Raw genomic sequence first — 24386 nt, 5'->3', positions numbered from 1 at the left:
GCCCGCGGTGCGCGGGAGGTCTCGAACGGCCGGGGCTCCCCGGGTCGTGAGGCGCCTAGAGGCGGGCGGGCGCCTGGGAGTGCGCGGCGTGCTCGTCGCGGAGCATGCCGAGCACCTGGGCGCGGAGGTCCTCCGGCGCCGTCTCCTTGCAGGCCCGCTGCACGGCGACCGTCAGCACCACGCCGACCTTCGCCTCATCGGCGCAGTCGACGCATCCCGCCATGTGCTCGCGGATGTCGGCGGCGTCCTCCTTGCACAGCTCGTTGTGGAGGTATTCCTCGAGCTCGGCCTTCGCCTTCGTGCAGCCGCTGTCGGTCATTTCGTGCTCCCGGAAGTGAATGCGGCGCGGAATCCGCGCTCGCGTGCGTAGTCGGTGAGTCGTTCGCGCAGCATGCGCCGGCCGCGGTGCAGCCGACTCATGACGGTCCCGACGGGGGTCTTCATGATGTCCGCGATCTCCTGGTAGGAGAAGCCTTCGACATCGGCGAAGTAGACGGCGAGCCGGAAGTCCTCCGGGATCGCCTGGAGCGCCTCCTTCACCGCGGTGTCGGGGAGGTGGTCGATCGCCTCCGCCTCGGCCGAGCGGCTGGAGGTGGCCGTGGTCGACTCGGCGCCGCCCAGCTGCCAGTCCTCGAGCTCGTCGATCGCGCTCTGGTAGGGCTCGCGCTGCTTCTTGCGGTACGAGTTGATGAACGTGTTCGTGAGGATGCGGTAGAGCCAGGCCTTCAGGTTGGTGCCCTGCTCGAACTGGCGGAACGCGCCGAACGCCTTCGCGAACGTCTCCTGTACGAGGTCCTGCGCGTCGGAGGGGTTCTTCGTCATCCGCAGACCGGCCGCGTAGAGCTGGTCGATGAAGGGCAGCGCCTGCTGCTCGAAGAGGGAGCGGAGATCGACGGGAGCCTCGACCGGGGCGTCGTCCAGCGACTCCTCGACGGTCTCCACGATCGTCTGCTCCGCGTCGGCGGGCTCGGGAGCCTCGTCGGCGGGGGTGGTGCGGGGTTCGTCGTCGCGAGTCATCACGAGCGATTCTAGAGCGGCGGCGCGGCGGACGACCGGGGTTGCGGCACGAGGGCGCCTCCGGGCGACGGGCCTGCTGCTCCGGAGGACCGGGGGTGCTGCCGTCATGCTCCGCCTCCGTCACGCTCCTGACGACGCCCTGCGCGCCGACTATCCTGACAACCGATGGTCTTCTCGCGTTATTCCGCCCCCGAGTTCGATCCGTACGGCGACGCCCGTGCGCTCCCCGGCGACGACGCCTGGCCCGCACCCCTCGCGGCCGGCGCTCTCGACGCCGAGGTCGGCCTGCCCGGCTCCAAGTCGCTGACCAACCGGGAGCTGGTGCTCGCCGCTCTGGCGGACGGACCCTCCACGCTGCGGGCGCCGCTGCACTCCCGCGACAGCGCCCTGATGATCGAGGCGCTGCGCTCGCTCGGCACCACGATCCGGGAGTCCGGCTCGACCGGCGGCTTCGGCGCCGACCTGGTCGTGGAGCCCGCGGAGGAGCTGCTCGGCTCGACGACGATCGACTGCGGGCTCGCGGGCACCGTGATGCGCTTCGTCCCGCCGCTGGCCGGCCTCGCGCTCGGCCCCACCACCTTCGACGGCGACGCGTACGCGGCGAAGCGGCCGATGGGGGCGACGATCGCCTCCCTCCGCGCGCTCGGCGTCGACGTCGCCGACGACGGCCGCGGCGCGCTCCCCTTCACCGTCCACGGCTCCGGGGCCGTCCGGGGCGGCGACGTCGTCGTCGACGCCTCGCGGTCGAGCCAGTTCGTCTCGGCGCTCCTGCTGGCCGGCGCCCGCTTCGAGGAGGGACTGCACCTGCGCCATGAGGGCAGCGCCGTCCCCTCCCGGCCCCACATCGACATGACCGTCGCCGCACTGGCGGCACGGGGCGTCGAGGTCGGCACGCCCGCCGACGGCGAGTGGACCGTCGCGCCGCAGCCCATCGCCGGCGCCGACGTGCTGATCGAGCCCGACCTCTCGAACGCCGCGCCGTTCCTCGCTGCGGCCCTCGTCACGGGCGGCCGCGTCCGGCTTCGCCACTGGCCGGCCGTCACCACGCAGGTCGGGGCGCACCTCGAGCGGATACTGCCGCTGTTCGGCGCCCGCGTCGAGCGCGACGGCGAGGACCTCGTGGTCACGGGCGGCGACGAGATCCTGGGCGTGGACCTCGACCTGTCGGAGGGAGGCGAGCTCGCCCCCGCCCTCGCCGCCCTCGCCGCGCTGGCCTCCACTCCCAGTACCCTGACCGGGATCGGCCACATCCGTCACCACGAGACGGACCGCCTCGCCGCCCTCGCCGCCGAGATCACCGGCCTCGGCGGCCGGGTCACGGAGCTCGAGGACGGTCTGCGCATCGAGCCCGCCGAGCTCCACGGCGGCCGCTGGCGCACCTACTCGGACCATCGCATGGCCCACGCCGGCGCTCTGATCGGCCTGGTGGTCCCCGGCGTGTTGATCGAGGACGTCGCGACGACAGCGAAGACCCTCCCGCAGTTCCCGGAGCTGTGGACGACCCTCGCCGGATCGGTCTGACCCGTGTCGTGGTGGACGGACAGCGGCCTCGACGCCGACGGTGCTCTCGACGACTTCGACGGGTACGACGAGTCGGACGCGCGGGTGCGCCCGAACCCGAAGGGCACGAAGCCCCGGACCAAGAACAGGCCCGCCTACGAGGACGCCGAGATCGCGATGGTGCTCGGCGTCGACCGGGGTCGCTACACGGTGATGATCGGCGACGGGACGCCCGAGGAGCACGAGTTCACGGCGGCCCGGGCCCGCGAGTTGCGGCGCCAGGCGATCGTGGCCGGCGACCGCGTCGACGTGGTCGGGGACTCCAGCGGCGACGAGGGGACGCTCGCCCGCATCGTCCGCATCCGCGAGCGGTCGACCCTCCTCCGCCGCAGCGCCGACGACACCGACGCGATCGAGCGCGTGATCGTCGCCAACGCCGACCAGATGCTCTGCGTGGTGGCCGCCGCCGACCCCGAGCCCCGGACCCGGCTGGTCGACCGCTACCTGGTCGCCGCCTTCGACGCCGGGATCACTCCGATGCTCTGCATCACCAAGACCGACCTCGCGGACCCGGCCCCGTTCCTCCGCAACTTCGAGGGGCTCGACCTCCGCGTGTTCCTCTCGAGCCAGGACGAGCCGCCGGTCGACGAGATCGCCGACGCCCTCCTCGGCCACGAGACCGTGGTCGTCGGGCACTCCGGAGTCGGCAAGTCCACCCTCGTGAACAAGCTCGTCCCGGACGCGCACCGGGCCATCGGGCGCGTGAACACCGTGACGGGCCGCGGTCGGCACACCTCGTCCTCCACCGTCTCGCTCCGCGTGGAGCGCGGCGACCGGCACGGCTGGGTCATCGACACCCCCGGCGTCCGCTCGTTCGGACTCGGCCACGTGAACACCGACAACATCCTCGGCGCGTTCACGACCCTCGCCGTGATCGCCCGGGACTGCCCGCGCGGCTGCACGCACCTGCCCGACTCCCCCGACTGCGCCATCATCGAGGCGGTCGAGGGCGGACTGCTGGGCGCCAGCGGACCGGAGCGCCTCGACTCGCTCCAGCGCCTCCTGACCACCTTCGCCACGACCGACGGAAGCAGACGATGACCGACCTCTCCCCCCTCCCCGCCGAGGCGCGCCGCGCCGCCGGCGACTCCGCTCCGGAGTTCACGCTGCCGAACCAGGACGGCGAGCCCGTCTCGCTCGCGGACTACCGCGGACGGCGCGTCATCCTGTTCTTCTACCCCGAGGCCGACACCCCCGGCTGCACCACGGAGGCCTGCGACTTCCGCGACAACGCGGCGTCCCTCCGCGACTCCGGCTACGAGGTCCTCGGGATCTCGCGGGACGCCCCGGAGGCGCTGCGCCGCTGGGCCGACGCCCAGGGCATCGCGTACCCGCTGCTGAGCGACCCCGACATGACCGTGCACCGCGCGTACGCGGTGTGGGGCGAGAAGAGCCTCTACGGCAAGACCGTCGTCGGCGTGCTGCGCTCGACGTTCGTCGTCGGAGCCGAGGGAGCGCTCGAGTTCGCGCAGTACGGCGTCCGGGCGACCGGGCACGTGCAGGCGCTCCGCAAGAAGCTGAAGCTCGTCTGACCCCGGGGCGCGCGGTGCGGGTCATCGCGCGCCACCGGCTCTCGGGGTTCCGCTCATCTGCGAGCATCTCTCATGTCGACGTGAGCGGCACCGCCCGGTGCCCCGTCGGGACGAGGGGTGGTCAGGGTGCGCTCGAATGCTCGCAGGACGACGGCCGCAGCGGCGATCGCGGTCGTGGCAGCTGTACTGGCGGGCTGCACGCCACCGGAGCCGGCGCTCACCGCCGCCAGGGTGCTGCAGGCGGTGTCCGTCGCCGTCTCGTCCGACGGGGGTGTCCGTGCGATCGAGGGGACGGCCCTCGCCGTCGGCGACGACCCGTCCGACACCTCGGCGACCACCACCGTCTACGATCCCCCCGAGGTCGCCGCCGACCTGCCGGTCCGTGTCCGGCCCTCGTGGCGCACCGCCGACGCCTCGGGCACCGATCCGGCCGACCTCGCCGGGCGCTCGGGTCGGATCGAGATCTCGCTCGCGGTGGAGAACCTGACGGTCCGGCCCGAGGAGGTCGCGTTCGACGCGGCCGGTCGTGCAGCCCGCCGCAGTGCACTCGTCGGCGCTCCGCTGACGATCGCAGCCTCCGCGGTCCTGCCGGGCGTCTCGCCGAGTCGCGTCGTCACCGAGAGCGAGTCGGGTGCCGTCACCAACGGCGTGCTCAGCCGTGACGAGCACGGAGACGCCGTCGTGCAGTGGGCCGCTCTCCTCGCTCCCCCGGGCGGTGGCGCGACGGCGACGCTTACCCTCGTCGCCGACGTCGCCGACTTCGCCGTCCCCGCCTTCGACCTGGCGGTCCAGCCCGGCCTGAGCACCGACCCGACCACCGAGGGGGCGCTGGGCGCCGCGTTCGACTCCTCCGACGCCTCGCCGCTCGCCCTCGAGCGCCGCACGATCGAGGTCGTCACCGCGGTGGACGACCTGCTGACGCAGGCCGGCACCACCGTCGCCGAGGTGCGGGCCTCGCTCGACGCGACCTCCGAGACTCTCGGTGTCCGCACGGCCGAGGAGCTGCGGGCCGGCGCCGCCTCGACGGCGGCCTCGATGCAGAGCCTCTCCGGGCAGCTCGGCGCGCTCCGGGCGCAGCTGTCGTCGACGGTCTCGGGCACCGAGTCCGGCCTGCTGGCGCAGCTGTCCGAGGCGATCGACGCGGTGGACGCCCTGCTGGGCGACACATCGGCCGCGGTGCCGCCGCCGACGGTCTCGGGCAGCGGATGCGGAGTCGCCGTCGACGGCGGCCGCTCCGGCTCGATCCACTCCGAGCTGCTGCGGCTCACGGCCGAGCTCGACGCGTACGGAGCGGCGGCCGAGTCCTGCCGCGACGAGGTCGTCGCGGCTGTCCGTGCTGCCGCGGGGCCGGCACATCCCTCCGCCGAGACCTGCACGGCACCCTCGACCACCTGCTCCCTCGCCGCCTCCGGAGCCGCCGTCGACACCGTGCTGCTCGGGATGCTCGATCGCGGGCAGGACCTCGTCGACTCCCTGCAGCCGGAGCTGATGGACGGCGTGCAGGCCGGGTTCGCCGCCCTCGCGAGCAGGGTGGACGCCGCGTCGGCCTCGGTGGACACCCTGGCCGACCCGGAGGGATCCGTCACCCGGGCACTCGCCGCCCTGTCGGCGACGCTGGACGAGCTCGACGCGGACACCGCGGGCCTGGAGACGACGGTCGCCTCGGTCGGCACCGCCGCCACGACCGCCCTGGACGAGCTCGGCACGCCGACCAGCACGGGGTCGCTGTCGGCGCAGAACCAGGAGCTGGCCGATCGGCTCTGCGAGCTGTCGCCGGCGACACAGTCCCCTGCTGCCGCACCCACGCCGACCAGGCGCCCGACGCGCGCACCCGTGGAGGTGACCCGGGGCTCCGTCGAGGAGCTCCGCGCCTACCTGACCGCGACGCCCTGCTCCGGCACGGGCCGCCTCGACGCTCCCGACGGCTATCCGGCCCCCCTGGCCGACCGGCTGAGCGACCAGGTCCACGCGTGGACCGCCGTCGCCTCCACCGTCGGCAGCACCGGCGCTAGCGCCGACCTCGCCGCCCTGCGCGCCGCGCTCGCCACGGTCCGCGGAGGCGTGGCCGAGGCCGGCGCGACGGCCGGCTCGGACGACACGCGCCTCACCGGCCTGCTCGCCTCCCTCCGCACCGGCGTCGACGCGCTGACCGCTCAGCGCGACGCACTCGGCACCCGCATCGACGCTCTCGGTGCCCAGCAGGACGCTCTCGCACCGGCGATCCAGAATGCGTTCGCCGAGGCGGACACGGCAGCCGCATCCGCGGTCACCGCACTCCTCGACGAGCAGGTGCGGCGGATCTCGACGCGCTCCGGCGCCGACGCCGACGCGGTCGTCGCGATGTTCGACCGGTCGGTCTCGAGCCTGCGCACGGCCTCCTCCGGCATCCACTCCGACGGTGCAGCGACGGTGGACGCCGGGCACCGGGCTCTCCGCACCGCGGAGGCCCGGATCGGCGGGGCCGTCTCTGAGCGGACGCGCGCCTCCCTGGCCGGCATCGCGACGACGATCGACGCCTAGACCCGCGACACCGACGCGGCCGCCGCGCTCCTCGCAGCCGATCTGCACAAGGTGCTCCTGGACCTCGGCGACCGGACGGTCGGCGGCTCCGGCCTGCTCGGATCGATGACCACGAGTGCCGCGAAGGTCGGCACCGCCGACGTGCAGCTCGCCCTCGCCTCGCAGAGCGCGCGGGGCTACGCCGCGGTGCGGTCCGAGGACGTCTCGGGCATCCTGCTGGTGCAGGCCCAGGAGCGGGCCTCCCTCCGGGCCGGGGATGCGCTTCCCGCGTTCCACCTCGACCTGCCCGAGGGCGCGCGGACCCGAACGGTCTACTCCTTCCGGATCGGGGACGAGCGATGACCCGCCTGGGCAGGCGCGCGGCGCAGCACCCCCGCACCGCTCGACGGACCACGATGCTGGTCGGCGGCGCGGTCGCCCTCCTCGGCGTCAGCGGTGCCCTCGTCTCCCTCCTGCCGCCGCAGTCGGCTCCGATGACGGAGGTCGCCGCTCTGCCTGTCGGCTTCTCGTGCGCCCGGGTGCCCGAGCGGATGACGCTCGGGGTGGTGGTCTCGCTCAGCTCGGCTCCGGGCGAGGGCGCGGAATGGAAGGACGCGGCGAACGGCGCCGTCGTCGCCGCGCACCGGTCAGCGATGGGCGGCTGCGAGATCGGTCTCGTCGCCGTCGACGACCACGGGACGCCCGAGGGTGCCCGCGCCGCCGTCGAGGAGCTGACGGGGCAGGGCGTGTCCGGCCTCGTCCTCGCGACCCACGGCACCCACACCGCTGCGGCCGTGGACGCCGCTCGGGCAGCGGGGACAGCGGCCGTCCTCCCGTACGGAGGCGGCCCCGCCCTGCCCGGCGACGGCGTCTGGTCCCTCGGACCCGACACCGCCTCGGCCGACGCGGCACTCGTGGAGGAGGCCGGCGGAGGCGCCCGGGTGCTCCTCGTCGACACCGGTGGAGGCACCCCGACCGGTCTCTCGCCCGCCGCGACGGTGACCGCCGATCCGGGCGCCGCCGCGGACGTGATCATCACCGCCGCCCGCCCGCACCTCGAGGGCGAGCTGGCGGTCGAGCGCGTCGTCGTGTCCGGCCCCGCCGCGGCGCAGGCGACGGCGGTCGCCGCTCTGCAGGCGGCGGGGGCGTCCGTCCCGATCCTGCTCACGCCCGACGCGCTGAGCCCCGCCTTCGCTCCCGCCCTGGCCGCGGCCGGAGGCACCCTCTCGGGAGATCTGACGACGATCGGCACGGATTCCGGCGACGCGGTCGCCCTCCGCGGCGACGAGCGCGGACGCGCGGCCTCCGCGTTCCTGGGGGCCGTGCGGATGACCGCCGACGATGCCGCGCGGGCGACCCTCCTCGGCGACCGTTCGTTCCGCGATCTCGCCGCGGTCGTGGACGCCCCCAGCCACGACGCCGTCGTGGCGCTCGTGCGAGCCGCGGCCGTCGCAGGCAGCAGGGAACCCTCGGCGGTCGCCGCCGCACTTCGGGGATCCACGATCGGACCGGCGGACGGGCTCGCCGGTCCGCCGCTCGACTTCGGCGCCGCGCACGCTCTGGACGCCCCGGCACTCCCCCTCCACTCCTCGCCGCAGCGCCTCGGCCTGCGGCCCGCCGACCCGCCGCTGCTCTGGTTCGCCGGACAGCCCCGACCGTGAGCCCCCGGTGCGACTCCTCCTCGACCTCGACGGCACCCGCTCCGACATCGACCTCGGCCGCCACAACGACTCCGCGACACTCGGCGAGCTGATCGCCACCGCAACCGGGCACCGCCTCCCGCCCGGGACGGCCCTCGCCGTCGACACCGTCCTGCACCCTGTGGAGACCCGGCTGGCCGATCTGCTGCTGCTCGAGGGAACGCGGATCGCCCGCTCCCCCCTGCCCCGACCTGCCGCGGCCCGCGGGTGGACGGCCGTGCTGTCGGGCGGTCTCGGCGCGGGAGCCGTGGTCGAGATCCCGCGGGCCCGCGCGCTGATCGTGGGCCGCTCCCCGCACGCCGACGTCGTCCTCGACACGGCGAGCGCCTCCTGGGAGCACTTCTCGGTGACCCGCGAGGGCGACGGCCTGCGGGTGCACGACGCCGACAGCACCAACGGCACCCTGGTCGACGGCGTCTCCGCGACCGGGGACGGGGTCCTCGTCTCCGACGCCGTGGTCGTGATCGCCGGTGGGGCGGCTCTCCGACTGCGCCCCGCGCCTCCCGAGCTCCTCGCGCCCGAGCCGGGGAGCACGGACAACGTCACCGCGACGGCGACCGTTCCCTTCAACCGGCCGCCGCGACCGGGACGTCCGGCGGCCGGCGAGGCGGTCGTCCCGCCGGCCCGCCTCGAGATCGCCTCCGCCACGACCTTCAGCGTGATCACCGTCGCCGCGCCGCTCGTCCTCGCCTTCGCGATGGTCCTCATCATGGGCGATGCGCGCTACGCCCTCTTCGCCGCGCTCAGCCCCGTGGCCGGGGTGGGCATGTGGTTCGAGCAGCGGCACCGGCACGCCCGAGCGACCCGGTCCGAGGAGCAGCGCTACGGCGAGGCGCTGCAGACGCTCCGCGACGACATCGCCCGTTCCGCGCGTGTCGAACGGGCCCGCCTCGAGGAGGACGCGCCCGACCCGGCGACGACGATCCGCCGGGCGGCGCTGCCCGCCACGTCGCTGTGGCAGCGGCGCGCGACCTCCGCCGATGTGCTCCGCCTGCACATCGGCGTCGGCGACGTCCCGTGGTCTCCCCCGCTCGATCAGCGCGGAGTGCCGCGGCTCGAGGAGGAGGTGCGCGCGATCCTCGCGGTGAGCGTCGTCCCGAGCGCGCCGGTGTCCATCGATCTCGCGGACTCGGGCGTCGTCGGGATCGTCGGCGACCGCGAGGGCGGCCTCGCTCTGGCGAGGAGCCTGCTCTGCCAGGCGGCGGTCCACTGCGGTCCGGCCGACCTGGCGATAGGGGTGTTCTGCAACCGGCGACGCGACTCCGACTGGAGCTGGGCCTCCTGGCTCCCCCACACGCGTCTGGCCGGGGGCGGACGCCGCCTCTCCGACCGGCGCGACCGCAGCTCCGAGCTCCTCCGCGCCCTCCGCGACGAGGACTCGCCGCGCGTGCTCCTGGTGCTCGACTCCGACGTGCTGACCGAGGGACGCGCCGCTCCGGCGCGCGAACTCCTCGGACTCGGCCGCGGCGAGCGCGAGGCGGCGACCCGGATCTCCGGCCTCGTCCTCGCGGCGTCGGAGGAGCAGCTCCCCGCCTCCTGCACGGTCGTCGTCCGGGTCGGAGCTGACGCCTCAGCGGTCCTCTCCCGGCCCGACGAGCGGATCACCGTCGAGGACGTGGTGCTCGCCGGTCTCGCCTCCTCCACGGTCGAGCGCTGTGCGCGCGACCTGGCGCGCTTCGAGGACCCGGAGCTCGTCACCGCGGGGGCGGCTCTCCCCGCGCTCGTGCGGCTGCCGCCGCTCCTGGGCGCCGATCGTCCGACCGCCGCGGACGTCCGGGGGTGGTGGTCGAGCGCCCGGGGCGTGCGCGCGCCCGTCGGCTCGTCCGAGCACGGTCCGCTCGTGCTCGATCTCGTCGCCGACGGCCCGCACGGCCTGGTCGGCGGCACCACGGGCTCGGGCAAGAGCGAGTTCCTGCGCTCCTTCGTGGCCGGCCTCGCGGCCTGGAACGATCCGACGCGCCTCACCTTCGTGCTCATCGACTTCAAGGGGGGTGCAGCGTTCGCGTCCTGCGAGCGGCTCCCGCACACGATCGGCACCATCAGCAACCTCGACGCCCAGCTCGCCGACCGCGCGCTGCGCTCGCTCGAGGCCGAGATGCGGCGTCGTCAGCGGCTCTTCGCCGCCGCCGGCGAGGGTGTCGACGACCTCGACGCGTACTGGGCCACCTCGCCGCCGGAGCCGATGCCGCGGCTCCTGCTCGTCGTCGACGAGTTCGCCGTTCTCGCGAAAGAGCATCCCGACGTCCTGACGTCCCTCGTGAGCGTCGCCGCGGTCGGCCGGACGCTCGGCGTGCACATGATCCTCGCCACCCAGCGTCCGGCCGGAGTGGTGAACGACGACATCCTCGCCAACACCAACCTCCGCGTCGCCCTCCGGGTGCAGAGCCGGGACGACTCCGCCGACGTGATCGGAGTCGCGAGCGCGGCCGGGATCTCCCGCTCCCAGACCGGCCGGGCGTATGTGAAGCGTGGCCAGAACGACATCTCGCCCGTCCAGACGGCGCTGGTCACCGGTCGAGCGGAGGCGGCGGCCGTCGAGGCGATCGAGGTCCGCCCGGTCGGACCCACGGGCGTCCCCGTCGAGGGCCCCTCCCCTGTCGCCGCCGACGAGACGGCCCCGACCGATCTCGACCTCCTGATCGACGCGGTGGTCGAGGCGGACGCCGCTTCGGGCTTCGGCCCTCCCCGCCCGATCTGGCCGGAGCCGCTCGAGGACACCGTGGCCCTCAGCGGGTTCGGTGCGGAGGAGTCCGACCTCGGTCGCGTCGTCGGCGACGTCCTGCACGTCGCACTCTCGGACGACCCCGACCGGCAGCGCCGGACGCCGACCGGCTGGGATCTGGGCGAGGGGAACCTGCTCCTCATCGGCATCCCCGGCAGCGGCACCAGCACGGCGCTCGCGTCGATCGCGCTGACGGCCGCCCGCCACTTCCCCCCGGACGAGCTCGACCTCTACGTCCTCGCTGCCGGTTCCCGCGACTCCGCCCCGCTTGCGCGACTCCCGCACACCGTCTCCTACGTCGGCGCAGGTGGCGGATCCCACGAGAAGCAGACCCGGTTCCTCCGTCACCTGCGCGACGAGGTGCGCCGGCGCCGAGCATCGCCCGGGGGCCACCGTCGTGCGCTGGTGCTCGTCGACGGTCTCGCCACTCTGAAGGACGAGTTCCAGGACTGGGAGGGCCTGGCTCTGATGGAGGCGTTCACCCGCGCCTACGCCGACGGACCGGAGCTCGGCCTGCACTTCGCGGTGACGAGCACCCGGGCGAGGGCGATCCCCTCGGTGATGGAGGAGGTCACGACGCAGAAGTGGCTGTTCCGCCTCGCCGACCCGCAGGACTACGCCGCCGCCGGGGTGAAGCCGGTGCAGGCGCCGGCAGCGGTGCCGGGGCGCTGCGTTCTCACCTCGTCGCTCCTGCAGACGCAGGTCGCGACTCCGAGGGCCGGTCTCGACGACGCGATCGCCGAGCTCGCGGCCGCCTGGCCGGATGCGCGCGGCAGGACGAGCACGGTCGGCACGCTTCCTGACAGGGTCGCCGTGAGCGCGCTCGGGATCGAGGCCCGCTTCGATCGCGAGCCGTGGCTGCTCCCGATCGGCCTCGGCGAGTCGGACCTCGCCCCGCTGGCGTTCCAGGTCTCCGAGGGCGAGCACGTCGTCATCGCCGGACCCGCCCGATCGGGCAAGTCGACCGTGCTGCTCGCCCTGGCCGAGGCGGCGCGGGCCGCCGGCTCGGTCGCCGTCTGGGGAGTGTGCGATCGACGCTCCCCGCTGAGGGGCGCCGACCTCGACCGACTCGCTGTGGGCGCGGAGGAGCTCCGCACCCTCCTCGCGTCGCTGTCGACGGAGGAGGGCCCCGTGCTGCTCCTCCTTGACGACGCCGAGCGCTGGGACGACACCGACCAGGCGCTGATGAGGCTGGTCTCGTCGGGTCGCCCGGGACTCTGCGTCGTGCTGGCCGGCCGGTCGAGCGAGCTCCGCAGCCATTTCGGGAACTGGACGAAGAAGGCGGCGGCCTCCCGCTCCGTGCTGCTGCTCCAGCCCGACGTCGACAACGACGGCACTCTCCTCGGCGCGCAGATCCCGCGGCGCTTCCCCGTCCCGCCCACGGTGGGCCGGGGCTTCGTCAGCCTCGACGGCGAGATCCACTTCGTGCAGTCGGTCTCGCCGACGCCGGCGGACGGCGGCTGATCAGCGCCCTCGGGCGGGTGATCGCGCCTCCGCCACCGAGTCGATCGGCGCGTCCTCCTCGAGAGCGCTCCGATCACTCCGAGACGCACCGATGGAGGTGCGCGGAGGAAGGAGCGCGGAGACGACGAGCACGTCCCGCCCCCGCTCGCCGGAGCACGCAGGGGCGGGACGGCCGGTCAGCTCCCTCCGCCGGCGGCGAAGATGTTCTGCGAGATCGTCGCCAGCTGGCTGCGCAGCTCCTCGAGCTCCTGCTTGGCCTTCTCGAGGGCCGACTTCGTCTCCGGCCAGGTCGACGAGCGGAACTGCGAGGCCAGCGGACCGTCCCAGACGTTCGGATCGGACAGTGTCCGCCCCTGTGCGTCGAGCCGGCTGATCTGATCGGCGAGGCCGCCGTTGACGATCGACTGGATCTGCTGGATCGCGGACTTCGCCTCGTCGGTCGAGAGAACACGTGACATGGATCACACCTTTCTACCCCTGCGGACGGGACCGTCCCGCCCGCTCCCCACTCCACCGTCGTTTCATGAGGATGTCTCGTCATGGTAGAAGGCAAGACAGCACAAACGGCTCGCGTGGCGTCGACGGCTCGACACTGGCGCGGGAGGTCGACTCACTCGCGAGTGGTGATCGCGAAGGGACTGCTCGAGAGGTCCGAGAACGCGCCCACTCGGGCGCGCAGCTCGCAGGACGGAGTCACCGTGAGGGCGGTCACCGTCAGCCCGTCGGACGACACGGCGACCGCGCCGCTGCAGCCGTCGCTGAACCGCACGCCCTCCACTCCGCCCGCGATCGCGTCGAGCATGCTGCTCGCCGGCGCGGACGACGGCGTCGCCAGCAGGGGATTCACGGGGTCCGCCCCGCTCGGCCAGACCGGCACCAGCGTCACCGGCAGCGGGGTCCGGCCGACCGTCCGCGCGGGAGTCTCGATCCGCACATCCCGCAGCCGCTGCACGGGATACGCCGTCCCGGTGACCGCAGGGTCGGCCACCGCCTGTGCCGTCGCTGATGCGGCCGCCGCGAGCCACCCGTCCAGGGCGCTCTGCTCGGCCACCGCGATCGGCACGGTCGCCGTGACGTCGACGATCCCCTGCGCCGGGACGTGCAGGTCCGTCAGGCTCCAACCGCAGCCGACCCCGACTCCGGTGACGCTCGGCCGGTTGCGCACCGCCGTCACTCCGGACCAGCTGGCCGCGGGGCACGCCGCCGCGGCGTCCGGGCCCGGCAGCACCTCGAGGAAGGACCCCGAGAGGGGCGCGCTCTGGGCGGAGTAGGAGATCTCGACGACCACGGCCCGTCGCTCCGCGTCCCAGGTGGCCGATCGCGTCACTCCGAGGCCCGTCGGCAGCGGCCGGTCCTGCTGCCGGGCCGACAGGTCGGCATCCGGCGCCGAGGCCCGTGCTCCGCCGCCGCGCGGCTGGACGGCGAGGAGCACCGCCCCGATGAGCAGGACGCCGGCGCCGAGGGCGGCGAGGATCATCCGCAGACGTCCGCCGCGCCCCCGCCGAGCTGGAGCCTCGAACGGCCGTTCCGCCAGGCGCAGCTCGCGGCGCGGCACCGGGCGGAGCACGGTCGCCTGCGACGACGGGCCGAGCTCGGGAGCGGGCCCCTCCTCCACCGGCTCCGACGACATCTCCACCGCCATCCCGCGGAGGACCGTGCCCGGGCGCTCGGCCTCCTCGAACTCCGCCGCGCCCGCCGCGCGCGGCAGCGCCGGCAGCCCGGCCAGCGCCGGGGAGAGGCGTCGCAGGATCCCCGCCGCCTCCGCAGCCGTCGGCCGCGACGCCGGATCCTTCGCGAGCATCCGGTCCAGGAGCGACGCGAGCCGCGGCGGCAGATCCAGCGGCGGCGGGAGCATCGCGACGTGCCGGTAGGCGACCGCGACATCGGCGCCGGGGCCGGCGAACGGGGTCCGGCCGCACAGCAGCTCGTAGAGCAGGATCCCCGTCGAGTAGACGTCGCTCGGCGGGCCGGCCGCTCCGGTGGCGAGCATCTCGGGCGAGAGGTACTCCGGCGTCCCGATGACACCCGTCGTCGCGCGCGGCCCCTCGGCGACCACGTGAGCGATGCCGAAGTCGGAGACGCGGACGGCGGAGCCCGCATCGTCCGCACCCTCCGCGAGCAGGACGTTGTCGGGCTTCACGTCCCGGTGGACCGTGCCGATCGCATGCGCGGCGGCGAGAGCGTCGAGGATCGAGGCCGCCACGGGCAACGCATCGACCGCCGGGAGGGTGCCCTCGTCCCGCAGCAGCTCCCGCAGCGGTCCACCGCCGACGAGCTCCATCACGATCCCGAGCGTCTCCCCCTCCACGACGAGGTCGAGCACCTCCACGACGTGCGGGTGCCGCAGACGGGTGAGCACCGACCTCTCACGGACGAACCGCTCGACCAGGCCCGCGTCGTGCACGTGCTCACCGCGGAGGAGCTTCGCCGCGCGGTCCGGCCCCTGCGCGTCGGCGACGCGCCACACCTCGCCCGCGGCACCCGAGCCGATCCGCTCGAGCAGGCGGTAGCGCGCCCCTAGCGGATCCCCAGCACTCCTCGCCATGCCGCCTCCCGATCCGAGCTTCCGTCATCTTCGAGAGGAAACATAGCGGAGACCGCTCGGGCGGATCAGCGGTGGCGCATCGGCCTGATCAGAACCCCTCGTTGGCGCGCGGTGCGTAGTCGGCGCCCAGCGCCTCCAGCTCGTCGGCGGTCAGCTCCACGTCCAGCGACGCGACCGCGTCGTCGAGGTGGTGGAGCTTCGTGGCTCCGACGATCGGAGCGGTGACCGCCTCCTGCTGCCGGACCCAGGCGAGCGCCACCTGCGCACGGGGCACGCCGCGCTGCTCGGCGATGCGTGCGACGGTCGCGACGGTCCGCCGGTCGGCCTCCTCCTGCTGGCGGTAGAGGGTGCCGCCGAAGACGTCGGTCTCGGTGCGCGCCGTGGTCTCGTCCCAGTCGCGGGTGAGCCGGCCCCGGGCGAGCGGCGACCACGGGATCACGCCGACTCCCTGGTCGACGCAGAAGGGGTGCAGCTCGCGCTCGTCCTCGCGCTGGATCAGGTTGTACTGGTCCTGCATCGAGACGAACCGCGTCCAGCCGCCCAGATCCGCGGTGTACTGCGCCTTCGCGAACTGCCACGCCCACATGCTCGAGGCGCCGATGTAGCGCGCCCTGCCCGAGCGGACGACGTCGTGGAGCGTCTCCATCGTCTCCTCGATCGGCGTCTCGGGGTCCCAGCGGTGGATCTGGTAGAGGTCGACGTAGTCCGTGCCGAGACGCCGGAGGCTGTCGTCGATCGCGCTGAGGATGTGCCGCCGCGAGAGGCCGCCGCCGTTGGGGCCGGGGCGCATCCGCCCGTGGACCTTCGTGGCGATCACGACCTCCTCGCGGACCGCGAAGTCCGCGAGCGCCCGGCCGACGAACTCCTCGCTCGTGCCGTCGGAGTAGACGTCCGCCGTGTCGAACGTGGTGACGCCGAGCTCCAGCGCCCGCCGGAGGAAGGTCCGCGACTCCTCCTCGCCCATGCTCCAGCCGTGGGCACCGCGGTCGGGAGCGCCGAAGCTCATGCAGCCGAGGACGATCGAGGAGATCTGCAGGCCGCTGGAGCCGAGTCGGGTGGAGTCCATGCGCGTCGCTTCCGTGTCGAGGAGGGGGTCCCTCCAGCGTCGCACCCGCGAGCGGCGGCGCGCCAGCCGTCCGGCTACACGGCCGGATCGCGACGAGTGGCGGCGACCACGCTCGGGAGGAACAGCGCGACGACGGCCACCGCGGCCGGCGCCAGCAGCGCCCAGCCGATGTCGGGCACGGCGTACTGGCCCTGGAAGGCGCCGAGCGCCACGGCCATCATCACCAGCTGGATCGTCAGCGCCGACGCGCGCATCCAGCCTCGCCGTCGCACGGCGCCGAGCGTCGTCGCGGCGGCCCAGCACACGGCGATCAGCGCGAGGACGACGATGGCGATCCCGCCGCCGACCGTATCGGCCCTAGTCGTCAGCAGCTCGAGCACGAGCCACGCCGCGACCCCGGCGACGGCGAGCGTCTCGAGGGCCAGGACCGCGATCAGCACCACCAGACCGAGCGGCCGGGAGGCGGTCGGGCGGGGTCCGCGGGACCCGTTCGCGTCAGCGGTCACAGGCACATCCCATCCAGGACTCTTGATTCGGGCTCATCCCCGTGACAGGCTAGTCCAGTTCGTTTCACCGCTCACAGGGTCGTGGGTTTCCGCCGATGTGAACATCCGATCCCGCCGCGCCGTCAGGCAAGGGGGCGAGCCGGATGACCAGCACTGGAGCCGGGTGGCCGACGCAGTGCTCACGCATCGCGTCGAGTGCACCGGCAAGAACCGAGCGTTCTCCCGTCCACCACCCCGATCCACCCCGCGCTCCAGCACGGGGCCTCGTGGCGTGCGCCGGTGAGGGCGCGGAGGTCGAGTACTGGTCGGGATCGTCGGCGTGGATCGATCATCCCACCCGAACACTGCGTGGTTCCTCCACGCACGCCTTCACACAAGGAGCACCCGCATGGACTGGCGCGACAAGGCCGCTTGCCTCACCGCAGACCCCGAGCTTTTCTTCCCGGTCGGCAACACCGGCCCGGCCGTGGACCAGATCGAGAAGGCGAAGTCGGTGTGCGCACGCTGCACCGTCACCGAGGTCTGCCTCCAGTACGCCCTCGAGACCGGCCAGGACTCGGGCGTGTGGGGCGGCCTCAGCGAGGACGAGCGTCGCGCCCTGAAGCGCCGCGCCGCTCGCGCACGCCGCGCCTCCTAGGTGCACGAGCCGCTCGGCGGCACGAACGACCCCGACCCCCGTCGCCTCTCGGCAGCGGGGGTCGCGTCGTCTCCGGGCTCAGGAGCGGGCGCGCTCCAGCCACCGCAGCGGCACCTCGATGGTGACCTCGGTGCCGCGCCCGACCAGCGTGTGCCAGTCGATGGTGCCGCCGAGCTCGCCCTGGATGAGCGTGCGCACGATCTGCGTGCCCAGGCCCGATCCGACCTTGCCCTCCGGCAGCCCGACGCCCGTGTCGCGCACCTTCACCGTGAGCTCGTCGTCGCTGCGCGAGGCGACGATCTCCACGTCGCCCTCCCGTCCGGCCAGGCCGTGCTCGACGGCGTTGGTGACCAGCTCGGTCAGGGCGAGGGCGAGCGGAGTCGCGTACTCGCTGGGCAGGTTGCCGAAGCTCCCCGTCAGCTTCGGGTGCACCGTGGTGTTGTGGGTCGAGGCGACCTCGGCGATCAGCAGCAGCACCCGGTCGAAGACCGCGTCGAAGTCGACGTTCTGGTTCAGCCCCTCCGAGAGCGTGTCGTGCACGACCGCGATGGCGGCGACGCGGCGCATCGCCTGCGTGAGCGCCTCCCGGGCGAGGTCGGAGTGGGTGCGCCTGGCCTGGATCCGCAGCAGCGAGGCCACGGTCTGCAGGTTGTTCTTCACGCGGTGGTGGATCTCGCGGATCGTCGCGTCCTTGGTGATGAGCTCCCGCTCCTGGTGGCGCAGCTCCGTCACGTCGCGGCACAGGACGACGGCGCCGACCCGCTCGCCGCGGTCGCGGATCGGGATCGCGCGCAGCGACACCGTCACTCCGCGGGCCTCGATGTCGGTTCGCCACGGCGCCCGGCCGGTCACGACCAGCGGGAGCGACTCGTCGATGACGACCTTCCCCGCGATCAGCTTCGTCGTGACCTCGGCGAGCGACTCCCCCTCGAGCTCGTCGGCGAAGCCGATGCGGTTGAACGCCGAGAGGGCGTTGGGGCTCGCGAACGTGGTGACGCCGTCGACGTCCAGGCGGATCAGGCCGTCGGACGCGCGCGGCGCCCCGCGGCGAGGACCGGTCGGCGCGCCCAGATCGGGGAAGTCGCCCGAGGCGATCATCGAGAAGAGGTCGTTCGCGCAGTCGTTGAACGTCAGCTCCTGCCGGCTCGGCGTGCGTGTCTCGCTGAGGTTGGTGTGGCGCGTGACGACCGCGATGGGGCGGTCCGTCGTCCCGCCGTCGGAGGCCCCCAGGCGGCGCAGGACGGGCACCGCGCGCACGCGGGTGGGCGTCTCCTCGAACCAGTCCGGGGCGGAGGTGTCGACGATCCGCGCGGTCTCGAACGCCTCGACGACCTGGGCGCGCCACTCCGACTTGATCCTCTGCCCGACGAAGTCGCGGTAGAAGAGCGTCGCCGCGCTGCTGGGGCGCGCGTGGGCGACGGCGACGAAGCTGTCGTCGGCCGTGGGCACCCAGAGCACGATGTCGGCGAAGGCCAGGTCGGCGAGCAGCTGCAGGTCGCCGACGAGCAGGTGCAGCCATTCGACGTCCGCTTCGTCGGATCGGCCGTGGGAGAGGACGAGGTCACTGAGGGTCGACACCCGACAAGCCTAGGGCGCGGCCGGGCGGCGCACGCCGGGCTCGCTGTCCACAGCTCGGGACGGCCGACGATTATCCACAGTCTGCGCCTCTGCCTTCCATGAGCATCCCTCGACTGCTTCGATGAGGTCGTCCTCGCGTGCCGACCCAGCGCGCCCCGCCCGTCGAGCAGAGAGGTGACCCGGACCCGTGAACAGCTCGTCCTGCCCCAGGAGATCGCCGCATGAGCCTTCCCCTCCACGCCTTCGACTACCGCACCCTCCCCCTCGACCCCGAGGCGGCCGTGGAGCGGCTCACCCTCGCGGAGTTCTTCGCCCCGCAGCCTGCGACCCGCGCGGAGCTGCCCGAACCGGAGCCCCTGCTCGCCCGGCTCACGCACCTCGTGATCGAGATCCTCGAGGGCTCGCGCGAGATCGACCAGATCGCGCGGTGGCTGAGCGACGAGGTCTACCACCACCTGCAGAAGCGGGTCGTGCTCGCGGCCCGCGCCCGCAGCCTGCGGAAGCGGACGGCGCAGCGCGTCCCGTTCACGGTCGGACGGGTGATCGTCACGGAGCCGCGGGACGGTGTCGTCGAGGGAGTCGTGCTGGTGCATCACCGCGCACGGAGCCGGGCCGTCGCGATCCGGCTCGAAGGCACGGACGCGCGCTGGCGTGCCACCGCGATCAACGTGCTGTGAGGAGCGGGTCAGCGCTCCGGGGCGGCCGCACCGGCCGGGAGCACGATCTCCACTCCCCTGTCGCGCAGGGCCTCCTCGAGCTCCGGGGGCGGCGGTGACGAGATGATCCGCGCGACCGAGCTCCGCGACCTCCTCGGGGACGGCTTCACCGCCGCCGACTACGACCACATCGGCGGACTCCCTCCCCAGCCCGGCTCGCAAGCGGTGTGCGCAGCGGTGGAGTCGGCGCTCGAGGCCTGCTGCGTCCCCGGGCTCGTCCTCGAGACGGACCGGCCGACGACGATCGGCCTCGGCGACACCTTCGCCGGCGGCTTCGTCTCGGCTCTCGCGCGCGGCGAGTCCTGACGGCGGGCGAGGCCGGGCTCCGAGCCTCCGCAGGAACGCCGACGGCCCCGGACACCCGCTGCTGCGGGACCGGGGCCGAGGGCGTCGTCCGGGGAGGACTCAGCGGCGCTTGGACTGCGCGCGTCGCTCCTCGCGGTTGGCGGGGGCGTCCGAGCCGCCCGGCTTCTGGCCGAAGGCGCCGGTCGTCGGAGTCTCCTCCGCCTCGCCCTCGGGGAGCGCCTTGCGGGCCTCCTCGGCGCGGGCCTTCGCGGTGGCCGCCTGCTGCACCTGTCCGCGCTGGTCGCGGACCTCGACGCCGCCGGTGTCGCTCGGAGCCGAGTAGCTGAGCTTCTCGGCCGGAGCGACCGGCTGAGCGAGGCCCTTGGCCGCGACTCCGGCGACCTCGCCCTGCTTCTGGGTCACCTCGACCTCGAGGTTGAAGAGGAAGCCGACGGTCTCCTCGCGGATCTGCCCCATCATCTGCTGGAACAGGGCGAAGCCCTCGCGCTGGTACTCGACCAGCGGGTCGCGCTGGGCCATCGCGCGCAGGCCGATGCCGTCCTTGAGGTAGTCCATCTCGTAGAGGTGGTCGCGCCAGCGGCGGTCGATCACCGAGAGCACGACGCGGCGCTCGAGCTCGCGCATGGCGGGAGAGCCCAGCTGCTCCTCGCGGTGCTGGTAGGCGAGCTGCGCGTCCGAGAGGATCTCGCGGCGCATGAACTCCTTGTTGATGCGGCCGCGGCTGCCCGCCTCCTGCACCACCTCGTCGATGGTGAGGCTGATCGGGTACAGCGTCTTCAGCTCGGTCCAGAGGGCGTCGAAGTCCCAGTCGTCGCCGTTGCCGTCGCCGGTGTGCACCTCGAGGATCTCGTCGATCACGTCGACGAGGAACTTCTGGGTGCGCTCGTGCAGGTCGTCGCCCTCGAGGATGTGGCGGCGGTCCGAGTAGATCGCCTCGCGCTGGCGGTTGAGGACGTCGTCGTACTTGAGGACGTTCTTGCGGATCTCGGCGTTGCGGGCCTCGACCTGCGACTGGGCGCTGCGGATGGCGCGCGAGACGACCTTCGACTCGATGGCGATGTCGTCCGGGACGTTGCCGCGGCCCATGAGCGCCTCGGCGGCGCCGGAGTTGAACAGGCGCATGAGGTCGTCGGTGAGCGAGAGGTAGAAGCGGCTCTCCCCCGGGTCGCCCTGGCGCCCCGAGCGTCCGCGGAGCTGGTTGTCGATGCGGCGCGACTCGTGGCGCTCGGTGCCGAGCACGTAGAGGCCGCCGGCGGCCTGGACCTTCTCGGCCTCCTCGCCCACCTTCTCCTTGACGGCGGCGAAGACCTCGTCCCACGCGGCCTCGTACTCCTCCGGAGTCTCGGAGGGGTTCAGGCCCTTGGCCGTCATCTCGGAGACCGCGAGGAACTCGGCGTTGCCGCCGAGCATGATGTCGGTGCCTCGACCGGCCATGTTGGTCGCGACGGTGACGGCGCCGAGGCGGCCGGCCTGGGCGACGATGGCCGCCTCCCGCGCGTGGTTCTTGGCGTTCAGGACCTCGTGGCGCACGCCCTTCTTGGCGAGCAGGCGCGAGAGGTACTCGCTCTTCTCGACGCTGGTCGTGCCGACGAGGACCGGCTGCCCGGCCGCGTGGCGCTCCGCGATGTCCTCGACGACCTGGGCGAACTTGACCTGCTCGTTCTTGTAGACGAGGTCGGCGTTGTCGATGCGCTGCATCTTGCGGTTCGTCGGGATCGGGACGACGCCGAGCTTGTAGGTCGACATGAACTCGGCGGCCTCGGTCTCGGCCGTTCCGGTCATGCCGGAGAGCTTCGCGTAGAGGCGGAAGTAGTTCTGGAGCGTGACGGTGGCCAGTGTCTGGTTCTCGGCCTTGACCTGCACGCCCTCCTTCGCCTCGATGGCCTGGTGGATGCCCTCGTTGTAGCGGCGTCCGGCCAGGATGCGGCCGGTGTGCTCGTCGACGATCAGGACCTCGCCGTTCAGCACGACGTAGTCCTTGTCCTTCTTGAACAGCGCGCGCGCCTTGATGGCGTTGTTGAGGAACGAGATCAGCGGGGTGTTCGCCGACTCGTAGAGGTTGTCGATGCCGAGGTAGTCCTCGACCTTCTCGATGCCGGGCTCGAGGACGCCGACGGTGCGCTTCTTCTCGTCGACCTCGAAGTCCTCGCCCTCGTCGAGGCGCTTGGCGAGGTTGGCGAACTCCGCGAACCAGCGATTCGCCTCGCCCGAGGCCGGTCCGGAGATGATCAGCGGGGTGCGGGCCTCGTCGATGAGGATCGAGTCGACCTCGTCGACGATGGCGTAGAAGTGGCCGCGCTGGACCATGTCCTGCGCCTGCCACGCCATGTTGTCGCGGAGGTAGTCGAAGCCGAACTCGTTGTTCGTGCCGTAGGTGATGTCGGCCGAGTACTGCTCGCGGCGCTGCTCCGGGGTCTGGCCCGAGAGGATCACTCCGGTCGTCATGCCGAGGGCGCGGAACACGCGCCCCATCAGCTCGGACTGGTACGACGCGAGGAAGTCGTTGACCGTGACGATGTGCACGCCGCGGCTGGCGATCGCGTTGAGGTAGGCCGGGAGGGTCGCGACGAGCGTCTTGCCCTCTCCGGTCTTCATCTCGGCGATGTTGCCCAGGTGCAGGGCGGCGCCGCCCATGAGCTGCACGTCGAAGTGGCGGAGGCCGAGCGTCCGGCGCGAGGCCTCGCGGACGGCGGCGAACGCCTCCGGCAGCAGGTCGTCGAGGGACTCGCCGTTCGAGTAGCGCTCGCGCAGCTCGACGGTCTCGTTCTTCAGCTCCTCGTCGCTGAGGTGCGTGAAGTCCTCTTCGAGGGCGTTGACGGCCTTCGCGTAGTTCTCGAGGCGACGGATAACCCGCCCCTCCCCGACGCGAAGGACCTTTTCGAGGACAGAGGCCACGGGGTACTCCAAAAAAGTAGAAGACAGGAGTCGCGCGCCGGAGCGCGGACCGCGACCAGCCTAGCCGGGGCGGGCGGCGAGCGGTCGGGGCGACGCGTCCGCCCTGGGCGGACTCCCTGCCTGGGCACGGGGAGGGCCCCGGAGCGGATGCTCCGGGGCCCGGGGTCGGATCTCAGCCGGCGGCCTGCTCGGCGAGCTCGTCGGCCTCGTCGCCGAGGCCGATCACGCCGTAGTCCCAGCCCTTGCGGCGGTAGACCACGCTCGGGCGGTTCGTGTCGGAGTCGATGAAGAGGTAGAAGTCGTGTCCGACCAGCTCCATGTAGTCGACGGCGTCGTCGACGGTCATCGAGACGGAGGCGAAGACCTTCTTGCGGATGACGACGGGGCAGTACGGCTCCTCGACCTCGTCCTCCACCGGCACCGGCGCCTCCTGCACGGGGATGACGCCCGTGCTCAGCTGCTCCAGCACCGCCGCGTCGGCCGGCTGGATGGCGACGACGCTGAAGTCGTCGGCGGCCGCGTCGCGGAGCGAGGTCGGCCGATGCTGGCCCCGATGGACCTTCTTCCGGTCCTTCGCGCGTCTCACCCGTTCGAGCAGCCGGCCGATGGCGACGTCGAACGCCGCGTACTTGTCGGCTCCGCTCGCCTCGGCCCGGACCACGGGCCCCTTGCCGATCAGCGTCAGCTCCACGCGGTCGCCGCCGGCCGAGCCCTTGCCCTCGGCGTGCCTGCTCGCCTTGATCTCGAGTGCGAGAGCACGATCGGCGAGGTGCGCCACCTTGTCCGACTTCTCCGTCGCGTACGCGCGGAAGCGATCGGTGATGTCGATGTTGCGTCCTGTGATGTCGATGTCCATGACAACCTCCCAGTCGAGTACGGCGTGCCGCCTTTCTCCGGGGCGGACCGTTCACGCCGTGCCCCCACCGTAGACCCCGGCCACCGGATCGTCACCGGGAGTTCGTCCGGATTCTGCTGCTACGTTCCCTCCTCGTTGCGCGGTGCCGGCCAGGGCCGCCGCGGCCCGGACCGTCCCGCCGGCCGCACGCACGGCGCGCCGGAGCTCGAGCAGGGTCGCGCCGGAGGTGACCACGTCGTCGACGAGGACCACCGGCGGCCACGACGAGAGCGGACGGCGGGCGCGGAACGCCCCGTCGAGGTTGCCGCGCCGCTCGATGCGGCCGAGCCCGACCTGGTCGCGGACCATCCGCGACCGCCGGAGAGGACGCGCCGCCCGCCCTCCCGCCGCGGCGACCAGCTGCGCGACGGGATCGGCGCCCCGCCGCACGCGGCCGAGCCAGGAGCCGGGCGGGACGACCAGGATCGCGGGGCTGCCTGCGAGCGCCGCGCCGAGGGCCGGACGCAGCAGCGCGCCGAGCGGGGCGAGGCAGGCCGTGCGGCCCTCCTCCTTCAGCGCGACGACGAGGCGGCGCACCGTGCCCTCGTAGGGGGCACCGGTGACGACGAGGAGCGGATCGTCCGGCGGCCCGACGACGCGGGTCAGCAGGCAGGCCGAGGCGGCCGCGTCGGCCGAGCAGTCCGGACAGGGCGCCCGGCTCGTCGGCTCTCCGCAGGCGGGGCACTCCAGCGGGAGGAGGACGGCGAGGGCGTCGAGCAGGTGATCGGAGAGCATGCCTCCACGTTCG

20 protein-coding genes are annotated in these 24386 nt (G+C 73.2%); 10 read left to right on the top strand and 10 right to left on the bottom strand.

The window, feature by feature from the left end:
- Positions 1-55: 55 nt before the first annotated feature.
- Together C5C56_RS02815 and C5C56_RS02810 are read right to left on the bottom strand one after the other, a co-directional pair.
- Positions 56-319, bottom strand: coding sequence for a zf-HC2 domain-containing protein (locus C5C56_RS02815; RefSeq protein ID WP_104224116.1), 264 nt, complete (start codon positions 317-319; stop codon positions 56-58).
- Positions 316-1017: a sigma-70 family RNA polymerase sigma factor gene (locus C5C56_RS02810; protein WP_104224117.1), complete on the bottom strand. Its 702-nt coding sequence runs from the start codon at positions 1015-1017 to the stop codon at positions 316-318. Before C5C56_RS02810 ends, C5C56_RS02815 begins: the two co-directional genes overlap by 4 nt.
- Before the next feature lie 165 nt (positions 1018-1182).
- Between C5C56_RS02810 and aroA the strand changes: the two genes are divergently transcribed.
- The 7 genes from aroA to C5C56_RS02775 all read left to right on the top strand — a co-directional run bounded on the left by aroA (position 1183) and on the right by C5C56_RS02775 (position 12494).
- Positions 1183-2538 (top strand): 3-phosphoshikimate 1-carboxyvinyltransferase, encoded by a 1356-nt coding sequence (gene aroA, locus C5C56_RS02805; RefSeq protein WP_104309081.1) that lies wholly within the window; start codon positions 1183-1185, stop codon positions 2536-2538.
- 3 nt (positions 2539-2541) lie between these two features.
- Positions 2542-3618: a ribosome small subunit-dependent GTPase A gene (gene rsgA / locus C5C56_RS02800; protein WP_104224119.1), complete on the top strand. Its 1077-nt coding sequence runs from the start codon at positions 2542-2544 to the stop codon at positions 3616-3618.
- On the top strand, positions 3615-4109 hold the full coding sequence (bcp, locus tag C5C56_RS02795; protein WP_104319074.1) for a thioredoxin-dependent thiol peroxidase: 495 nt from the start codon (positions 3615-3617) through the stop codon (positions 4107-4109). Before rsgA ends, bcp begins: the two co-directional genes overlap by 4 nt.
- A 174-nt stretch (positions 4110-4283) precedes the next feature.
- Positions 4284-6629: a hypothetical protein gene (locus tag C5C56_RS02790; RefSeq protein ID WP_146086437.1), complete on the top strand. Its 2346-nt coding sequence runs from the start codon at positions 4284-4286 to the stop codon at positions 6627-6629.
- Between the two features lie 51 nt (positions 6630-6680).
- A complete protein-coding gene (locus tag C5C56_RS02785) occupies positions 6681-6971 on the top strand; it encodes a hypothetical protein (protein ID WP_104319072.1) in 291 nt (96 codons plus the stop codon).
- Positions 6968-8269, top strand: a complete 1302-nt coding sequence (locus C5C56_RS02780; RefSeq protein WP_104319071.1) for an ABC transporter substrate-binding protein — start codon at positions 6968-6970, stop codon at positions 8267-8269. Before C5C56_RS02785 ends, C5C56_RS02780 begins: the two co-directional genes overlap by 4 nt.
- 7 nt (positions 8270-8276) lie before the next feature.
- Positions 8277-12494, top strand: coding sequence for an FtsK/SpoIIIE domain-containing protein (locus tag C5C56_RS02775; protein ID WP_104319070.1), 4218 nt, complete (start codon positions 8277-8279; stop codon positions 12492-12494).
- A 176-nt stretch (positions 12495-12670) separates the two neighbouring features.
- Here the strand turns inward: C5C56_RS02775 and C5C56_RS02770 are convergent, their stop codons facing one another.
- The 4 genes from C5C56_RS02770 to C5C56_RS02755 form a co-directional block, all read right to left on the bottom strand.
- Positions 12671-12952: a pyrophosphorylase gene (locus C5C56_RS02770; RefSeq protein ID WP_104224124.1), complete on the bottom strand. Its 282-nt coding sequence runs from the start codon at positions 12950-12952 to the stop codon at positions 12671-12673.
- Between the two features lie 152 nt (positions 12953-13104).
- A complete protein-coding gene (locus C5C56_RS02765; protein ID WP_104297197.1) occupies positions 13105-15039 on the bottom strand; it encodes a serine/threonine-protein kinase in 1935 nt (644 codons plus the stop codon).
- Between the two features lie 88 nt (positions 15040-15127).
- Positions 15128-16105 carry an aldo/keto reductase gene (locus tag C5C56_RS02760; RefSeq protein WP_104257096.1) on the bottom strand — a complete coding sequence of 326 codons (978 nt, stop codon included), beginning with the start codon at positions 16103-16105 and terminating at the stop codon, positions 15128-15130.
- A 74-nt stretch (positions 16106-16179) separates the two neighbouring features.
- A complete protein-coding gene (locus C5C56_RS02755; protein WP_104246659.1) occupies positions 16180-16611 on the bottom strand; it encodes a hypothetical protein in 432 nt (143 codons plus the stop codon).
- Between the two features lie 388 nt (positions 16612-16999).
- On the opposite strand from C5C56_RS02755, the gene C5C56_RS02750 reads away from it, so the two are divergent.
- Positions 17000-17248 (top strand): WhiB family transcriptional regulator, encoded by a 249-nt coding sequence (locus tag C5C56_RS02750; RefSeq protein ID WP_055788231.1) that lies wholly within the window; start codon positions 17000-17002, stop codon positions 17246-17248.
- 78 nt (positions 17249-17326) lie between these two features.
- On the opposite strand, the gene C5C56_RS02745 is transcribed toward C5C56_RS02750, so the two are convergent.
- On the bottom strand, positions 17327-18826 hold the full coding sequence (locus C5C56_RS02745) for a sensor histidine kinase (RefSeq protein ID WP_104224128.1): 1500 nt from the start codon (positions 18824-18826) through the stop codon (positions 17327-17329).
- Positions 18827-19047: 221 nt separating this feature from the next.
- Here C5C56_RS02745 and C5C56_RS02740 point away from each other — a divergent pair, with 221 nt between their 5' ends.
- Both C5C56_RS02740 and C5C56_RS02735 read left to right on the top strand, forming a co-directional pair.
- Positions 19048-19503 (top strand): Rv3235 family protein, encoded by a 456-nt coding sequence (locus C5C56_RS02740; protein ID WP_219812255.1) that lies wholly within the window; start codon positions 19048-19050, stop codon positions 19501-19503.
- Between the two features lie 102 nt (positions 19504-19605).
- The gene (locus C5C56_RS02735) at positions 19606-19848 is read left to right on the top strand and encodes a hypothetical protein (RefSeq protein WP_104224129.1); all 243 of its coding nucleotides are present in this window, start codon (positions 19606-19608) and stop codon (positions 19846-19848) included.
- Positions 19849-19947: 99 nt separating this feature from the next.
- On the opposite strand, the gene secA is transcribed toward C5C56_RS02735, so the two are convergent.
- From secA to C5C56_RS02720, 3 genes are all read right to left on the bottom strand, one after another.
- On the bottom strand, positions 19948-22743 hold the full coding sequence (gene secA, locus C5C56_RS02730) for a preprotein translocase subunit SecA (protein WP_104268421.1): 2796 nt from the start codon (positions 22741-22743) through the stop codon (positions 19948-19950).
- A gap of 172 nt (positions 22744-22915) precedes the next feature.
- On the bottom strand, positions 22916-23599 hold the full coding sequence (gene hpf / locus C5C56_RS02725) for a ribosome hibernation-promoting factor, HPF/YfiA family (RefSeq protein ID WP_104319069.1): 684 nt from the start codon (positions 23597-23599) through the stop codon (positions 22916-22918).
- Between the two features lie 51 nt (positions 23600-23650).
- A complete protein-coding gene (locus C5C56_RS02720; protein ID WP_104283366.1) occupies positions 23651-24373 on the bottom strand; it encodes a ComF family protein in 723 nt (240 codons plus the stop codon).
- Positions 24374-24386 lie beyond the last annotated feature (13 nt).

The organism is Rathayibacter sp. AY1D1 (genome assembly GCF_002932635.1).
Taxonomy (GTDB): Bacteria; Actinomycetota; Actinomycetes; order Actinomycetales; family Microbacteriaceae; genus Rathayibacter.
Note: the sequence above shows the minus strand (reverse complement) of the source record. Positions and strands in the feature narration are given on the sequence as shown.

What these genes read in the sequence shown, in the direction of transcription:
- C5C56_RS02735 (WP_104224129.1), top strand. Translation starts at nt 19,606, where the DNA reads ATGATCCGCGCGACCGAGCTCCGCGACCTCCTCGGGGACGGCTTCACC.
- C5C56_RS02760 (WP_104257096.1), bottom strand. Translation starts at nt 16,105, where the DNA reads ATGGACTCCACCCGACTCGGCTCCAGCGGCCTGCAGATCTCCTCGATC.
- C5C56_RS02720 (WP_104283366.1), bottom strand. Translation starts at nt 24,373, where the DNA reads ATGCTCTCCGATCACCTGCTCGACGCCCTCGCCGTCCTCCTCCCGCTG.
- aroA (WP_104309081.1), top strand. Translation starts at nt 1,183, where the DNA reads ATGGTCTTCTCGCGTTATTCCGCCCCCGAGTTCGATCCGTACGGCGAC.
- hpf (WP_104319069.1), bottom strand. Translation starts at nt 23,599, where the DNA reads ATGGACATCGACATCACAGGACGCAACATCGACATCACCGATCGCTTC.
- C5C56_RS02815 (WP_104224116.1), bottom strand. Translation starts at nt 319, where the DNA reads ATGACCGACAGCGGCTGCACGAAGGCGAAGGCCGAGCTCGAGGAATAC.
- C5C56_RS02780 (WP_104319071.1), top strand. Translation starts at nt 6,968, where the DNA reads ATGACCCGCCTGGGCAGGCGCGCGGCGCAGCACCCCCGCACCGCTCGA.
- bcp (WP_104319074.1), top strand. Translation starts at nt 3,615, where the DNA reads ATGACCGACCTCTCCCCCCTCCCCGCCGAGGCGCGCCGCGCCGCCGGC.
- C5C56_RS02750 (WP_055788231.1), top strand. Translation starts at nt 17,000, where the DNA reads ATGGACTGGCGCGACAAGGCCGCTTGCCTCACCGCAGACCCCGAGCTT.
- C5C56_RS02810 (WP_104224117.1), bottom strand. Translation starts at nt 1,017, where the DNA reads ATGACTCGCGACGACGAACCCCGCACCACCCCCGCCGACGAGGCTCCC.
- C5C56_RS02765 (WP_104297197.1), bottom strand. Translation starts at nt 15,039, where the DNA reads ATGGCGAGGAGTGCTGGGGATCCGCTAGGGGCGCGCTACCGCCTGCTC.
- C5C56_RS02770 (WP_104224124.1), bottom strand. Translation starts at nt 12,952, where the DNA reads ATGTCACGTGTTCTCTCGACCGACGAGGCGAAGTCCGCGATCCAGCAG.
- C5C56_RS02740 (WP_219812255.1), top strand. Translation starts at nt 19,048, where the DNA reads ATGAGCCTTCCCCTCCACGCCTTCGACTACCGCACCCTCCCCCTCGAC.